Annotated in this window: 17 protein-coding genes; 11 read left to right on the plus strand and 6 right to left on the minus strand. The window is 72.0% G+C overall.

The window, feature by feature from the left end:
- Positions 1 to 241: 241 nt before the first annotated feature.
- A complete protein-coding gene (locus ABH927_RS33915) occupies positions 242 to 484 on the minus strand; it encodes an IS1096 element passenger TnpR family protein (RefSeq protein ID WP_370028555.1) in 243 nt (80 codons plus the stop codon).
- Between ABH927_RS33915 and ABH927_RS33920 the strand changes: the two genes are divergently transcribed.
- From ABH927_RS33920 to ABH927_RS33945, 6 genes are all read left to right on the plus strand, one after another.
- Entirely contained in the window at positions 468 to 959 is a 492-nt protein-coding gene (locus tag ABH927_RS33920) for an erythromycin esterase family protein (protein WP_370028557.1), read from the plus strand. The two genes, ABH927_RS33915 and ABH927_RS33920, sit on opposite strands and share 17 nt — an antisense overlap.
- 48 nt (positions 960 to 1,007) lie before the next feature.
- Complete coding sequence (locus ABH927_RS33925; protein ID WP_370028559.1) at positions 1,008 to 1,682, plus strand: dienelactone hydrolase family protein; 675 nt, start codon at positions 1,008 to 1,010, stop codon at positions 1,680 to 1,682.
- A 25-nt stretch (positions 1,683 to 1,707) separates the two neighbouring features.
- On the plus strand, positions 1,708 to 2,685 hold the full coding sequence (locus ABH927_RS33930) for an aldo/keto reductase (protein ID WP_370028560.1): 978 nt from the start codon (positions 1,708 to 1,710) through the stop codon (positions 2,683 to 2,685).
- Positions 2,686 to 2,787: 102 nt separating this feature from the next.
- The gene (locus tag ABH927_RS33935; protein ID WP_370028561.1) at positions 2,788 to 3,642 is read left to right on the plus strand and encodes a carotenoid biosynthesis protein; all 855 of its coding nucleotides are present in this window, start codon (positions 2,788 to 2,790) and stop codon (positions 3,640 to 3,642) included.
- Positions 3,630 to 5,108 carry a phytoene desaturase family protein gene (locus ABH927_RS33940; RefSeq protein WP_370028562.1) on the plus strand — a complete coding sequence of 493 codons (1,479 nt, stop codon included), beginning with the start codon at positions 3,630 to 3,632 and terminating at the stop codon, positions 5,106 to 5,108. The genes ABH927_RS33935 and ABH927_RS33940 overlap by 13 nt, the downstream gene beginning before the upstream one ends.
- 23 nt (positions 5,109 to 5,131) lie before the next feature.
- Entirely contained in the window at positions 5,132 to 6,445 is a 1,314-nt protein-coding gene (locus ABH927_RS33945) for a glycosyltransferase family 2 protein (protein WP_370028563.1), read from the plus strand.
- Here the strand turns inward: ABH927_RS33945 and ABH927_RS33950 are convergent.
- The gene (locus ABH927_RS33950) at positions 6,375 to 6,998 is read right to left on the minus strand and encodes a glycerol-3-phosphate acyltransferase (protein WP_370028565.1); all 624 of its coding nucleotides are present in this window, start codon (positions 6,996 to 6,998) and stop codon (positions 6,375 to 6,377) included. The genes ABH927_RS33945 and ABH927_RS33950 overlap by 71 nt on opposite strands.
- Here ABH927_RS33950 and ABH927_RS33955 point away from each other — a divergent pair.
- Positions 6,967 to 7,683, plus strand: a complete 717-nt coding sequence (locus ABH927_RS33955; RefSeq protein ID WP_370028567.1) for a spheroidene monooxygenase — start codon at positions 6,967 to 6,969, stop codon at positions 7,681 to 7,683. The genes ABH927_RS33950 and ABH927_RS33955 overlap by 32 nt on opposite strands.
- A gap of 23 nt (positions 7,684 to 7,706) precedes the next feature.
- Here ABH927_RS33955 and plsX read toward each other — a convergent pair whose 3' ends face one another.
- Genes plsX through crtI form a run of 3 tightly spaced genes read right to left on the minus strand, consistent with a single transcriptional unit; the run spans position 7,707 to position 11,170 of the window.
- The gene (gene plsX, locus ABH927_RS33960; protein ID WP_370028568.1) at positions 7,707 to 8,702 is read right to left on the minus strand and encodes a phosphate acyltransferase PlsX; all 996 of its coding nucleotides are present in this window, start codon (positions 8,700 to 8,702) and stop codon (positions 7,707 to 7,709) included.
- 42 nt (positions 8,703 to 8,744) lie between these two features.
- Positions 8,745 to 9,704 carry a phytoene/squalene synthase family protein gene (locus tag ABH927_RS33965; RefSeq protein ID WP_370028570.1) on the minus strand — a complete coding sequence of 320 codons (960 nt, stop codon included), beginning with the start codon at positions 9,702 to 9,704 and terminating at the stop codon, positions 8,745 to 8,747.
- Positions 9,701 to 11,170, minus strand: a complete 1,470-nt coding sequence (crtI, locus tag ABH927_RS33970; RefSeq protein WP_370028572.1) for a phytoene desaturase family protein — start codon at positions 11,168 to 11,170, stop codon at positions 9,701 to 9,703. Before crtI ends, ABH927_RS33965 begins: the two co-directional genes overlap by 4 nt.
- A gap of 434 nt (positions 11,171 to 11,604) precedes the next feature.
- Here crtI and ABH927_RS33975 point away from each other — a divergent pair, with 434 nt between their 5' ends.
- The 3 genes from ABH927_RS33975 (at position 11,605) to ABH927_RS33985 (ending at position 14,256) form a co-directional block, all read left to right on the plus strand.
- Positions 11,605 to 12,591: a MerR family transcriptional regulator gene (locus tag ABH927_RS33975; RefSeq protein ID WP_370028579.1), complete on the plus strand. Its 987-nt coding sequence runs from the start codon at positions 11,605 to 11,607 to the stop codon at positions 12,589 to 12,591.
- A gap of 148 nt (positions 12,592 to 12,739) precedes the next feature.
- Positions 12,740 to 13,264: an RNA polymerase sigma factor gene (locus ABH927_RS33980; RefSeq protein ID WP_370028574.1), complete on the plus strand. Its 525-nt coding sequence runs from the start codon at positions 12,740 to 12,742 to the stop codon at positions 13,262 to 13,264.
- A gap of 2 nt (positions 13,265 to 13,266) precedes the next feature.
- A complete protein-coding gene (locus ABH927_RS33985) occupies positions 13,267 to 14,256 on the plus strand; it encodes a YbgA family protein (RefSeq protein ID WP_370028576.1) in 990 nt (329 codons plus the stop codon).
- A gap of 3 nt (positions 14,257 to 14,259) precedes the next feature.
- Here the strand turns inward: ABH927_RS33985 and ABH927_RS33990 are convergent, their stop codons facing one another.
- Entirely contained in the window at positions 14,260 to 14,754 is a 495-nt protein-coding gene (locus ABH927_RS33990) for a MarR family winged helix-turn-helix transcriptional regulator (RefSeq protein ID WP_370028577.1), read from the minus strand.
- A gap of 126 nt (positions 14,755 to 14,880) precedes the next feature.
- Here ABH927_RS33990 and ABH927_RS33995 point away from each other — a divergent pair.
- A partial coding sequence (locus ABH927_RS33995) for a hypothetical protein (RefSeq protein ID WP_370028581.1) occupies positions 14,881 to 15,005 on the plus strand: 125 nt, incomplete at its 3' end.

Raw genomic sequence — 15,005 nt, forward strand, 5'->3', positions numbered from 1 at the left:
TTCGACAATCACACGGTAAAACTACCAACCACCACCGACAAAAACGCCCCGCTATAACGCCGCCAATTCCCGTCAATCGCCACCAATTTGGCGGCGATTGCCAAGCCTGCCTGCCGTGCGGAAATGAGATTTCTAATCCGAAAGGGTATTTGTCTGATGGTCCTGGTGCTGAAGGTCGGCTAGATCTAGCGAGACATCGCATTGATCTTTCGAAGGTCCGGCTGGGGGTGGAGAGGTTCCATCAGTCCTTGATGAGGATGGTTGCGAGCCTGGACAAGGCGGTGTTCGCCCCGGCCGGATCGAAGACGGCGGGGTCGAACTGGCCGGCTGATTCGAGTCCGAGCCATTCCAGCCGTTCCTCATGCTCTTCGTGCTTGGGATCGGCAAGGATCTCGATCAGGCAGTCGTAACCCCAGATGCCCCCGCAGCCTGCGTTTACGTCCGGTTTGTTACCTCCCGATACGGGTATGAACGAAGGCTCCATCGGGGGAGACGGCGGCGGGAGAGCTTCAGAGAAGTGGCCGAGCGAGAGGGCGCCCACGTGCGAGTTGTGCCCACACGACGATCTTGGCGGGCTCGACGACGCGAGGGCGACGGAGGCGGCCACCCGGGGCGAGATCTCCCTCGGCCGGCTCGTCCGGGAGCACAACCCGGAGGGCTGCCGGCTCATCGGTTTCACGACCTACATGGGCACGGTGACGGCCGCCGACGACTGGGACGGCCCGGCCGAGCGCAAGCAGGTGCGGCCCGAGCTTCCCGGCTCGATCGAGGAGCTGTTCCGGGAGACGGGCCACAAGGAGTTCCTGCTCGACTTCGTCCATTCCTACCGGGCGGCGGAGGCCCTGCGGAGCGCCCGCCTTGAGCGGGCCATCGGCGTCATCTACCGGCCTCGGACGGAACTGCGGAGCCACTACTTCCGGACTCGGCTGAAGGGCCAGCCCGCGGGAGGGGCAGAGTGAGGCCTGTGACCGGCCCGCACGAGGGAGGGGCAGAGGAAGGAAGGACAGATGAGCGACGTCGAGGTCAGCGTCCGGATCCCGGCGGGGGACGTCGTGCTCGAGGCCGACGTCGTCGTGCCACGCCCGGCGCACGGGATCGTGCTGTTCGCGCATGGCAGCGGCAGCGGCCGCCACAGCCCGCGCAACCGTTTCGTGGCGCGAGAGCTGCAACGGGCGGGGCTGGCCACGGTCCTGGCCGACCTGCTGACGCGGGAGGAGGAGCGGACGGACGCGGTGACGGGGCGGATGCGCTTCGACATCGGCCTACTCGCGGAGCGGGTGGCCGCGCTGGTCGACTGGCTTCCGGAGGACGAGTTCGCGCGGGGCCTCCGCGCCGGGCTGTTCGGCGCCAGCACGGGAGCTGCGGCGGCGCTGGTCGCCGCGGCGACGCGGCCGGACGTGGTGACAGCGGTCGTCTCCCGTGGAGGGCGGCCCGACCTCGCCGGGGAGTTCCTCCGCCTGGTGCACCAGCCGACGCTTCTGATCGTCGGCGAGCGCGATCCGATCGTCATCGAGCTCAATCGCGAGGCGATGGACAAGCTCGTCGGCGAGGCCCGGCTGGAGATCATCCCTGGCGCGTCACACCTGTTCGAAGAGCCTGGAGCGCTGGAAGCGGTGGCTGGGCTCGCCCGCGACTGGTTCCTCCGCCACCTCGGAGACCGGACCGGGACGGCAGCCCGCTGACCTGGCGAGGCTACGATCGGACGCCATGGAACAGCGCGCGATGGGCAGACTCGGCCGGCAGGTGGGCGTCGTGGGGCTCGGGGCCTGGCAACTCGGAGCCGACTGGGGCGAGGTGAGCGAGGCCGACGCGCTGAACACCCTGCACGCCGCCGTCGACGCGGGCGTGACGTTCATCGACACCGCCGACGTGTACGGCGACGGCCGCAGTGAGAAGATCGTCGGCCGTCTGATCAAGGAACGGCCCGGCCTCACCGTGGCCACCAAGATGGGCCGCCGGGTGCCTCAGACGCCCGAGGCGTACACGCTCGGCAACTTCCGCGCCTGGACCGACCGGTCACGGGACAACCTCGGCGTCGACAGGCTCGACCTGGTGCAGCTCCACTGCCCGCCGACCTCCGTGTTCTCCGACGACGAGGTCTTCGACGCGCTGGACACGCTCGTGGCCGAGGGCCGCATCGCCGCGTACGGCGTGAGCGTGGAGACCTGCGCGGAGGCGCTCACCGCGATCGCCAGGCCTGGCGTGGCGAGCGTGCAGATCATCCTCAACGCGTTCCGGCTCAAGCCGCTCGACGAGGTCCTTCCGGCGGTGGAGAAGGCGGGCGTCGGGATCATCGCCCGAGTCCCGCTGGCCAGCGGCCTGCTCTCCGGCAGGTACGGCCCGCAGACCGTCTTCGGGGAGGACGACCACCGTAACTTCAACCGGCGGGGGGAGTCGTTCGACGTCGGCGAGACCTTCTCCGGCGTGGAGTACGGCGTGGGCCTCCAAGCCGTCGACACGCTCCGGGCGCTCGTGCCGGCCGGCATGACGATGGCTCAGTTCGCACTGCGCTGGGTCCTCGACCAGCCCGGCGTGAGCGTGGTGATCCCCGGCGCCCGCAACCCGGAGCAGGCCAGGGCGAACGTCGCGGCCGACGGCTTTCCTCCGCTGCCGGAGGATGCCCACGCCGCCGTCCGGGCCGGCTACGACGAGCTGATCCGGCCCCAGGTCCACCACCGCTGGTAAGAGCCCGGGTGCCCAGAGCCCCGGCAATGGAGACGCCACTCGCGGGGGAAGTGCCGGTCCCGGGGTGCATCTGACTGCGGGGGTCCCTCCGAAGGACTCTGTGTGGGAGACGCGCGGGAGACGGGTGCCGACCGGCCGAAACACGCCCGCCCCGAGCCGGCCGGATGCCCTGCTCCGGGGGAACCGTCGCCCGCGCCCCGGGCCAGGGCCCGGGGCGCGGCTTGGTGGGTGTTCACCGTCACCGGAACGGTTCTGCTGGCCGCCATGGTGGTCGCCCAGGTCGCCTCGGGTCTCCAGCCGCGACCGGTTCAGCTCACGGGAGTCGTGGTCGTCCTGCTCGCGGCGAGCGCGGTCGCCTACGCGGCGGCGGTCCATACCCTTGCCCGTGCCCTGGGGGCGTTCGCGGCGGCGGTGACCGCCGGATACGCGGCCGAGTGGGTCGGGATCAGGACCGGCGTGCCGTTCGGGGACTACCGGTACACCGGCGTGCTGCAGCCGCAACCGGGCGGCGTCCCGCTGATCGTGGCGCTCGCCTGGGGCGGCATGGGCCTGGCCGCGCACGCGGTGGCAGCCGCCGCGGCCCCCCGGAGCAGGCCGTCCCGGATCGTTCTCGGCGCTCTGGCGCTCACCGCCTGGGACCTGTTCCTCGACCCGCAGATGATCCGGCTCGGTCTATGGGAGTGGACGGACCCCGGCCTCTATCGGGGCGTGCCGGTCAGCGACTTCGCCGGCTGGCTGGTCGTCTCCCTGCTGGTCATGACGTTGATCGACCGGCTCGTCCGGCACCCGGCCGCCCGGAGCCCGGGGCTCGCCGCGGTCTACGCGGTGATGGCGGTCATGGAGACGGTCGGCTTCGCCGCGGTCTTCCAGCCGCCCGACCCGCTGGTCGCCGCCGCCGGCGGCATCTCGATGGGGATGTTCCCGCTGCTGGCCTGGAGGCGTCGATGGCGGAAGTGATCGTGGTCGGAGGCGGGGTCGGGGGCATGGTGTCCGCCCTGCTGCTCGCCCGCGACGGGCACGAGGTCAGGCTCTACGAACGGCTGCCCCGGCTCGGCGGCAAGCTGGCCGAGCACCGGCGCGACGGGTTCACCTTCTCGATCGGCCCGTCGCTGCTCACCCTTCCCGGGCTCTTCCAGGATCTCGGGGTGTCGCTCGACCTCGTGGAGCTGGACGAGCTCTGCCGCTACCGCTTCGCGGACGGCTCGGTGCTGTCGGCCCACCGCGACCCGGAGCGTACGGCAGGCTCCGTGGACCGGCTCTCACCGGGCGAGGGGCAGGCCTGGAGAGCCTATTACCGCTGGGCGCGGGGCTGCTTCGAGGCGTCGCGGCGCACGTTCTTCGCAGGGCCGATCCCGGGCCCGCTCACCCGGCCGCCCGCCGATGCCCGGTTGTCCGATCTGTGGGCCGTCGCGCCGGGCCGTACGCTCCATGGCCTCGCGAGCCGGTTCTTCCGGGACCCGCGCCTCCGCCAGTACGTCGACCGTTACGCCACCTATGCCGGGTCCAACCCTTACCGGGCGCCCGCGGCGCTCGGCTGCGTCCCGGCGATCGAGCACGGCGACGGCGGGTGGTACGTCCCCGGCGGCCTGCCCCGTATCGCCGAAGCTCTCGGAGCGCTGCTCGACAAGGCCGGCGTCGAGGTCCACCTCGGCACCGAGGTCGCCGGAGTGCTCGACGGCGGCGACCGGGTCCGCGGCGTGCGGCTGGCGCCCAGCGGGGAGTCCAACGGGGAGAGGGTCGGAGCCGACGCAGTGATCGTCAACGCCGACGCGGCCGCGCTCTATGGGCGGCTGCTGCCCGACCGCCGGCGCCTGCGCCGGATCGCCGGCCTGGGCCGCTCGTCGTCGGCCTTCCTCATGCTCGCGGGAGTCGAGGGGCGGACGGAGGGGCTTCCCCACCACTCCATCGTGTTCTCGGCCGACTACGAGCGCGAGTTCGCCGACATCTTCGACCGGGGCCTTCCTCCGGAGGATCCGACCGTCTACATCGGCTGCTCGTCCGTACACGACCCGTCCCAGGCGCCCGGCGGCGCGGAGAACTGGGTGATGCTCGTCAACGTCCCCGCTCGCGACCCGAGCCGCTGGCCGATGCCGCCCGAGGCGTACAGCGGCCTGGTGCTCGACCGGCTGGCCGCCCGCGGTCACGACCTGTCGGGGCGGCTCCGGTTCGTCGACCTGTTCACCCCCGCGGACCTGCGCGACCGCTACGGAGCTTGGGGCGGGGCCATCTACGGCGGCGCCTACTCGGGGGCGCTCGCCCCCTTCCGGCGCCCGGGCAACCGGGGGCCTCGGCGCGGCCTCTACCTGGTCGGCGGGTCGGCTCACCCGGGAGGCGGCCTGCCACTGGTGGCGATGGGCGGTCGCATCGTCGCCGATCTCGTGAACGAGGACTTCCCCTCCCTCGGGAAGGGCTCCCGGCAATGAACCGGGCCAGGAAGGAACGTCCGATGAGGCCGCTTGACGTGGCCCAGGCCGTCGCTGCCGTCGCCGTCGGCGTACGGCTCGCACGCGGCCGCCGTCGCCTCCCGCCCCTCGCGCCTGTCCCGCGTTCATGGGCCAGGCCGTTCGTCTCGGTCGTGGTGCCCGCGCGCAACGAGGAGGGGCGCATCGGGCCCTGCCTTTCCGCCATACTCGCCGACCGGGCCGCCGGTGAGGTGATCGTCGTGGACGACCAATCGTCGGACGGTACGGCGAAGCTCGCGGCGGAGATGGGCGCGAGGGTCGTCGCGGGGCAGCCGCCACCCGACGGCTGGGTGGGCAAGCAGTGGGCCCTTCACCAGGGGGTCGAGGCGGCGAGTGGCGAGATCATCGTCACCCTCGACGCGGACACCCGGCCGAAGCCCGGCCTGCTCGAAGCCCTCGTCACGGCCCTGTGCCACCCCGACGGAGAGGGCCAGCCCGAGGGAGAGCGCCACGACCCGGGCCGCCATGGCTCCGGTCATGAGAACGCGGGTTATGAGAGCGTGGGTCATGAGAGCGTGGGTCATGAGAGCGCGGGTCATAAAGGTACGGGCCGTGGCGGTTCCCGGCGCTACGACCTCGTCAGCGCCGGGCCTCGGTTCATCTGCGGCGGGCCCTTGGAGCAGGCATTGCACGCGTCGTTTCTGGCGACGCTCGTCTACCGCTTCGGGCCGATCGGCCCTGCCACGCCGCCGGCGGCACACCGTGTCGTGGCCAACGGCCAGTGCATGGCCTTCCGGAGAGAGGCCATGCGGGCGGCGGGCGGGTTCGCCCGGATCCGGGGGCACATGACCGACGATGTGGCCCTGGCGCGGACTCTGGCCGCGAGCGGCTGGGCGGTCGGCTTCCTCGACGCCGGTGGGCTGCTGGAGGTGGACATGCACGACTCCGTTACCGGCGTGTGGCGGGAGTGGGGACGGTCGCTCCCCTTGCGGGACGTGACCGGCCCCGCCTGGCAGGCGGCCGACCTCGCCGTGGTGTGGCTCACGGCGGCCCTTCCCGTGTTGCGGCTCGTGGCGGGGCGGCCGACCCGGCTGGACCTGGGGCTGATCACGCTCCGGACGCTGCTGGGTTCGGCTCTGCGGGGGAGCTACACGCGGCCGGGCATCGGCGTGCTGCTGTCGCCGCTGCTCGATCCGGTCACCGCCGTACGGCTGACGCAGGCGACGCTGCGGCCGGTGCGCACCTGGCGAAGCCGTACATATCCGCATGTCAGCGGCCATTCGGAGATCATGAGTGGCCGTCCGCAGGCTGTGAGCGGCGCCCGGCCAGCGCCGCCTGCCCGAAACGCAGCCCGATGAGGCACATCAGCGCGCCCGTCCCCGCCACATGCCCGATCGGGGCGAACAGGATCTGCGCCAGCGGGATGACGAACACCCCCGCCCGGGCTCCGATCGCGAATGATCGCGTGAGCAGGCTGGTCAGGACGAGGACGCCGACGGCGAGCAGGAACGCGGGCGGGCAGATGACGGCGAATCCACCGGTGAACGTGAGGATCGACCGTCCGCCCCTGAAGCCCGCGAACACGGGCCAGGCGTGTCCGATCATCGCGGCGGCCACGGCGGCGTACACGGGGATCGTGCTCGGCCCCGCCACCACCCCCAGCCCGGTGGTGTGGGCCCCGCTCGCCCACAGCCCGAGCAGCCCCGCCAGGGCGCCCTTGCCCATGTCCCCGCAGAAGACCGGCGCGGACGCCCGCCGGCCGAGTTGCTCCTTGACGTTCCAGAAGCCGGGGTTGCGGTCCCCGCGCTCACGCGGGTCGAAGCCGTGCACGCGGGCAACCAGCACGGCCACCGGCACTGAGCCGAGAAGGTAGCCGCCGATGACCGCGACCAGCAGGGGAACGATCGCCACGTTTCACCTCAACAGATATGCGGATCTCGGTGCCATGCGGCACATGGCGTTCGACCGGCCGGTGCTGCGCCGCACGAGCGGGTTGCTGTTCTGGCGGCTGCTCGGCACCGGAAGAGGCACGTCGATGAGTCTCGGCGCGGACCCGCGCCGCTGGGCCCTGTTCGCGGTCTGGCGCGACGAGCGGTCGCTCCGCGAGTTCCTTGAGCGCTCGCCCATCCCGGCCCGCTGGCGGCGGGAGGCGCAGGAGTCCTGGCAGGTGCGGCTCGCGCCCCTCGCCTCGCGCGGCCGGTGGAACGGCGTCGACCCGTTCGCCATCACCCCGGCGGCCGGGCCGTACGGCCCAGCCGACGGCGGGCCGATCGCCGTGCTGACCCGGGCGTCGATCCGGCCCTCGCGCATGGTCGCCTTCTATCGGTCGGTTCCCAGGGTGGACCGGCTCCTGCGTGAGCAGGACGGCTGCCTGGCCTCGATCGGCATGGGGGAGTGGCCCCTGGTCAGGCAGGCCACGTTCTCGCTGTGGCGTGACGCCGCCGCCGTCCGCGACTTCGCCTACCGGGGGCGGGCCCACCAGCAGGTGATCGAGCGGGTCCGCGCGTACGACTGGTACTCCGAGGAGCTGTTCGCCCGGTTCGTCCCCTACGGCAATGAGGGAACCTGGGACGGAGCCGACCCCCTCGCCCGGTGACCCCTTGATCCGGGGATGCGACGTCATGTGGCGGGATCCACCGTGAGGTGGTCCCTGACGCGGGCGACGACCCCGCCCTCGGCCAGGTCACGCGCCACCACGCAGGCCCGCGCGATCGTCCCCGCCCTGGAAGAGCCGTGGGCCACCACCACGGTGCCGGTCAGCCCGAGAAGCGCCGCGCCGCCGTGCGTCTCCGGGTCGTAGTGCCGGGCCACCTCCCGCAGCTCCTCCGCCCGCGCGATTCCGGCCGCCGCCGCCATGGTCAGCGCCGCCCGGACCGTCCCCTCGACGTTCTTGAGGACCACGTTGCCGGTGAAGCCGTCCGCGACGATCACGTCCACGGTCCCGGCCAGCACGTCGTGGCCTTCGACGTTGCCGTAGAACCGGAACGGCAGCCTTCCGGGAAAGGACAGCCCCACGCCGCGCAGCAACTCCTCCGTCCTGCGGGTCAGCCGGTTTCCCTTCCCGGGCTCCGAGCCGATGGACAGCAGGCCCACCAAGGGGTCGGACACTCCCAGCACGAGCTCGGCGTAGGAGGAGCCGAGAAGCGCGAACTGGGCCATCATCTCCGGCGTGGGGTCGGAGGTCGCGCCGGCGTCGACCAGGACCGTGGCTCCGCCGGTGACCGAAGGGAGCGCCACGGCAAGCGCGGGCCGGAGCACGGTCGGGGCCGTGCCGAGCCTGGTGATCGCGCTCACCACGACCGCCCCGGTGGAGCCCGCCGACACGAAGGCCGCGCCCGCGCCCTCCCTCACCAGGTCGCAGCCGACCGCCAGGCTGGAGCCGCCTCTGGCGACCGCCCCGGCTCCCCGTTCGCTCATCGGGACGACGTCGTCGGCGTGCGTCACGTCGATCTCGCCGACGGCGCCGAGCTCTGCCAGCTCTCGCCGGATCACTCCGGCCTGGCCGACGAGGACGACGGGGACGCCGTGTTCCCGCGATGCCGAAACCGCTCCTCGCACGGTCTCCGTGGGACCGTGGTCACCGCCCATGGCGTCGACGACGACTGACTTGGCCATCCATCCTCCCGGCGGACTCGCACGATCTGCGGGGGCCTCACGTCAGGGGACCACGATGGTCACGCGGCGCTCGGCCCTGTCGGCCGCGGACGCGGCGAGCAGATGCCGGGCGAAGATGGCCAGCCTCCGCCTTCGGGGCACCCGTGCCCGCCGGGCGAGGACGTCGTAGCCGGCGGCCTCGATCTCGTCGAGGATGCCGCTGTACAGCTCGTACGCCGCCTGGACGCACGGCCTCGACGAGGGTGCCAGCAGTTCGATCCCCTGGAGCGCCTCGGCGTAGTGATCGCGCGCCCTTCCGGCTTCGAAGGCCAGGAGTTCGCGGACGGCCCGGGTGGCTCGTGGGCGCCTCAGGTCGGCTTCGCTCACGCCGAACTTGTCGAGATCGGCGAGCGGCAGGTAGATCCGGCCCCGTGCGAGATCCTCCCTCACATCCCGGAGGAAATTGGTGAGCTGGAACGCCAGGCCGAGCTGCCGGGCGGGTTCGCGTGCCCTGTCGGCCGCGCCGCGGCGGGGTTCGAGCACCGGCAACATCATCGTGCCGATCGCCGCGGCGGATCCCTTCATGTACCCCAGCAGGTCGTCGTAGGTGGCGTAGCGGCTGACGGTCAGATCGGCCCGCATGGAGGCGAGGAACGCGTCGATGTCCTCCAGGTCGATGGCGAAGGACCGCACGGTGTGCGTGAACGCCGGGAGCACCGGGTCGTCGACCGGGTCGCCCGTCAGCGACGCGATCAGCCTGGAGGAGAGGGCGTCGAGGGCGGCCGCACGGTCGTCGATCATGTGGAACGAGTCCACGATCTCGTCGGCGTAGCGGGCGAAGCCGTACAACGCGTGCACGTGCGGCCGTTTCCAGGCGGGCAGCAGGAGGGTGGCCAGGTAGTACGACCGGCCGTAACGGGCGTGCAGCTTGCGGCACCGCTCATAGCTGGCGGTCAAGGTCATGGCGGCCGCCCTGCGCGCGGGCACGGGGCTGGTCGCCGAGGGGGTCTGGGGCGAGGTCATGGGGAGCTCTCCAGGATGCGCTGGGCGGCCAACCGGCCGGAGATGAGTACCGGCGGCACCCCCACTCCCGGGGCTGTGTACATGCCCGCGAAGTGCAGTCCGGGGATGCGCCGGGCGACGCCGGACGGTCTGAACCAGGCCGTCTGGGTGAAGCGGTGGTCGAGGGCGAACGGGGTGCCGGCCGAGTGGCCGAGCCGCCCCCACGCCGGAGGGTCGAGGATGAGCCGGGGGGCTCCCGACAGGTCGCCGTAGCCGAGCCCGGCGAGCCGCTGGAAGAGGCGGTCCACCAGCCGGGGCGTCAGCCGCTCCCAGTCGCCGCCGCCCCGCAGGTTGGCGGTGGGCTCCAGCACGCTGAGCGTGGAGTGGCCGGGCGGGGCGGCGCCCGCGTCCGACCCGGGGTAGGTGACCAGCAGGCTCGGGTCCGGCTGCGGCCGCCCCGCCTCCAGCGCGGCGAACGTGGACGCCCACTCACGTCCGAAGTGGAGCGTGTGGTGGGCCTGATCGGGCAGCCGCCGATCGAGGCCGAGGTGCACGACCAGGCAGGACGGCGAGTAGCGGGGCCGCCGGAGCCGCCAGTCCCCGGCCTGCTCCGGCAGCAGGCCCGCGTGAGCCGCCGGCAGGTCGCAGGCCACCACGACATGGCTCGCGTCCAGCCGTTCCCCAGTGTCCAGCCGTACGGCGACCACGCCCGCGGAGTCCGCCTCGACCTTCGTGGCCCGCGTGCCGTACCTGATGGACGCGCCCGACTTCTCCGCCACGGCGGCCATGGCGCGCGGGATGGCGTGCATGCCGCCCTGACGGGGGAAGTAGACACCACCGACGGTGTCCATGTGCGCGATCGTGGCGTAGACGCCCAGCGCTCGCCGGGGTGACAGACCCACGTAGAGCGCCTGGAACGTATGAGCCCTGATCAGTCTGTCGTCCGTGAGATGCCGCCTGACCAGCGCGTCCAGCCTGCGGAAGCCGCCGAGCGCGGCCAGCTTCCACAGTGCGTACGGCCGGGCGAGGCCGCGCAGCCGCGTCATGTCGCTGTCGATGAACGACGGCCACTCGGCCTCGAACATCTCGCCGAGGTGCCGCCGGAATCGCCGGTAGCGCTCGGCCTCCGCCGGCCCGCACAGCCCGCGCACCTGCTCGGTCATGTGGTCGGCGCCCGCCACCACGTCGAGTTGGGAGCCGTCGGCGTAGGTGAGCCGGTAGTACGGATCGAGCCGTCGCAGCGGCAGCCACCGCTCCAGTTCCTCGCCCGCGGCGGCGAACGTGTCGGCCAGCACGGCGGGCATGGTGAGCACCGAGGGGCCGGTGTCGAAGCGGTAGGCCTCCACATCGGCGGTGCCGCAGCATCCGCCGGGGACGTCGCGCGCCTCCACCACCGTGACCGGACGCCCGGCGGCGGCGACCTGGATCGCCGCCGCCAGGCCGCCCAGTCCCGCCCCGACCACCACCACGGGGTCACGCGCCGCCATCAGGCGCCCCTGCTTGTCGCGAGCTCGGCCGGCTCAACAGGGCGGCGTCGGCCCGCGGGCAGAGCGCCCGTGTTCCTGTTGAGCGGCACAGTCTCGGTGTCCATCAGTAGAGTTTTCGGACTTGGCCGTTCCGGCGGTTGCATCCATGGCAGGCCCGCGTGGCGAAGTACCGGGATGGAGGAACGCAGGGGGCCGGCAGGCCGGCTTCGCGCCGGCGCGGCACGCACCGAGTTGTGCGCCGGAGCTCGGCACCGCAGTATGGCGACCCAGTGAAAGGCGCACCAGGACGGCGCACCAGGACGGCGCACCAGGACGGCGCACCAGGACGGCGCACCAGGACGGCGCACCAGGACGGCGCGGTAGGACGGCGCGGTAGGACGGCGCGGTAGGACGGCGCGGTAGGACACGGACGACGGCAACGGAGCGGGGCGGTGATGGACGAGGGTGGGCCGAAGGCCGGAGGGACACCGGTCTCCGACGATGAACCGGGATACGGCATCGGAGCAGTCGCGCGCAGGCTCGGCGTTCCCGCGCCCACCCTCCGCACCTGGAACCTGCGGTACGGCATCGGTCCCAGCCGGCGCAGTCCGGGGGGCCACCGGCGGTACGACGCCTCCGACCTGCGGGCTCTGGAGGAGATGAACCGGCTCATCCACGCCGGGCTACCTCCGGCCGACGCCGCGAGGCTGGCGCTCAGGATCCGGAGCCCGGCGGCCCGTGCCGACGCCGGAGCCGTCGCGCCCGCCGGCCCGCTGGACACAGAAGCGGGGGCGGACGTACCCAGGCCGGCGGCGGCAGCCGGGGACGGTCTGCCCTCCCCGGCGATGGTGGCCCGGGCGGCGATGGCGCTGGACAGCCGTACGGTCGGCGACGCGGTGCGGGGGACGCTGGACAAGCGCGGAGTCGTCTGGACGTGGGAGCAGCTCGTGATCCCGGTCTTCGCCACCATCGTCCGGAAGCAGGAGGAGACGGGCTTCGGCGTCGAGATCGAGCACCTGTTCTCCGACCGCCTCCTGGCGGGGCTGAACCAGATCACGAGACGGCTCACCGAGCCCCTGCATCCGCGACCCGTCCTGCTGGCATGCGCCGAGAACGAGCAGCACAGCCTGCCGGTGCACGCCCTGGCCGCCGCGCTCGCCGAGCGCCGTGTGGAGACCCGGGTGCTCGGGGCGCGCACGCCGTACGCCGCTCTGGCGGACGCGATGCGGCGGCTCGGGCCCGCCGTCGTCTTCGTGTGGTCGCAGCAGACCGAGATGGGCGACCCCGATCCGCTGGGCGGGTTGCCGAAACTACGCCCGGCCAGCCGCGTCGTCGTCGGCGGACCCGGCTGGTGGGACGCGCTCCCGCCCGGCGTCACGCGGGTGTCCAGCCTTCCCGACGCCATCTCGGAGGTCATGTCCTCCCTGCGCTTACCTTCCTGAGCCCGCCATGCGCGCCCGCGCTCCGCGGGTGCCTTTGCGCAACCGTGCCCTGGGCCTTTGGCAAATCCGTGTCCGACGAGGTTGCGCCTCTTACCCACGAGCGGATATGAATAGGTTTTGAATAAGTTTCTCACGCAAGGGGCATCGTATGGACGACTCGCTGGAGTTCCGTCTCGCCTCTGGAGACGCGGGAGCGCTGGGGGAGTGCTACCACGCGCACGCGCCCGCGGTCCGCTCCTACCTGCGACGACTCGTGCCGCAGGAGGACGTGGACGACGTGCTGCAGGTGGTGTTCACCGAGGTGTGGCGATCGCGGAGCCGGTTCGACCCGGCCAGGAGCCTCCCCGCCTGGCTGTTCGGAATCGCCCACAACCGGGCGGTGGACCATCTGAGGATGCGCAGGCCGCAGACCGTGCCGCTGGAGGCCGTGGCGGACCCGGCAGGGCCGGACGGCCGCGTCGACGGCGACGAGCTGGCCCACCGCGACGAGGTTCGCAGGGCGCTGGAGGAGCTGCCCGACGTCCAGCGTCAGGCCATCGAGCTCGCCTACTACGGCGACCTGACGCAGCGGGAGATCGCCGACCGGCTGCGGGTGCCGATCGGCACGGTCAAGGCGCGTACGGCACGCGGCCTGCACCGCCTGGCGACGCTCCTCCCGCCCGCGGCGGCCTGATCATGGACCAGGTAAGGCCCCGCGTCGCGGTGTCGAGCTGTCTGCTCGGCGAGCCGGTGCGGTTCAACGGAGGCCACAGCCGCGACCGGTTCCTGTCCGGTGCGCTGTCGGACTGTGTCGACTGGGTGCCGATCTGCCCGGAGATGGAGATCGGCCTGGGGAGTCCCCGGGAGACGCTCCGCCTCGAACGCGGTCCTGACGGACCCCGGCTGATGACCCGCCGGACGCGGGCGGATCTCACCACGCCCATGGCGAGCCTGGCCACGGACCGGGCGGCGAAGCTCGACGTGGACGGCTACGTGTTCAAGGCCAAGAGCCCGAGCTGCGGCGTTCACGGCATCCCGATCTACGCGTCCTCCGGCGCCGCCGACGACCCCGAGGCCGTGGCGTCCGGGCACGTCGTGGACCGGCGTGGCAGGGGCCTGTTCGCCGGAACGGTGATTGGCGCCCACCCATCGCTGCCCGTGGAGGACGAAGGGCGGTTGCGCGACGCCGTCCTGCGGGAGGCGTTCGTCGAGCGGATCTTCGCGGTGGCGCGGCTGCGGAGCCTCCTGAAGAGCGACTGGCGGCCCCGCGACCTGGTGGCCTTCCACTCCCGCCACAAGATGCAGCTTCTCGCCCACGCACCCGGCGCGTACCGGGGGCTGGGCAGGATCGTGGCCGAGGCCGGCGCGTGGCCCCACGACGCGCTCGCCACGTCCTACAGCGAGGCATTCCGTACGGCTCTCGCCGCCAAGGCCACCGTCGGGCGCAACGTCAACGTCCTGCACCACTGCCTCGGCATGATCAGCGACCACCTCGACCCGGCCCGCCGTGCCGATCTGGTCGAGGTCATCGAGTCGTACCAGGCCCGCCGCGTCGCGCTCTGCGTGCCGGTGACGCTGCTTCGCCACCACACCCGAGGTGAGGGCGCCGCCTACGTGCGCGACCAGACGTACTTCTCGCCCTACCCGGAGGAGCTCGGCCTGCGCAACCACGTCGTGCCCTGGTAACCGTCAGGCGGTGGCTTCCTCGACCGGCGCGGTGAAGGTGGGAGGGCATTCGATGCCCGCGAGGATCGTGGAGAGGATGTCGTGGAACTGGCGCATCTGGTCGCGGGTGAGGGGGTCGAAGAGGAAGCGCCGCACCTCCTCGACGTGGCCGGGCGCGGCCTCGGCCAGAGCTTTGAAGCCCTCGTCGGTCAGCTCGGCCACGGTGGCCCGCCGGTCCTCGTGATGCTTGACCCGGCGCACCCAGCCCTTCTCCTCCAGCCGCGCCATGGCGTGCGAGAGCCGGCTCGCGGAGAACTGGGTGACGACGCCGAGCTGGGTCATGGTCATGGTGCGTCCCGGCGACTCCGAGAGGCACACCAGGATCATGTAGTAGGCGTGCGGCATGCCCGAGTCGCGCTGCAACTGCCGTTCGAGCGCCTCCTGGAGCAGGTGGCTCGTGGACAGGTACGCGCGCCAGGTCCGCTGTTCCTCGTCGTCAAGCCAACGCGTCTCGGACATGCCCCAAGCGTACCGATGCTCTTGAGCCTTCAAGTCTTGCCAGCTCACGTGGCCGTCCGGACCCACGCCCGGAGGAGAGCCCGGTTCGCACGGGTTTGAATCCCTCAGGGGAGGAACTGTCGAAACATGGACGAACTCGCGAAGGTCGACGCCTATTGGCGGGCTGCGAACTATCTGGCGGTCGGGCAGATCTATCTCATGGCTAACCCGCTGCTGGCCGAGCCGCTGGCGCCTGAGCACATCAAGCCGAG

It is taken from the genome of Planotetraspora sp. GP83 (assembly GCF_041262585.1).
GTDB lineage: Bacteria > Actinomycetota > Actinomycetes > Streptosporangiales > Streptosporangiaceae > JAOEGB01.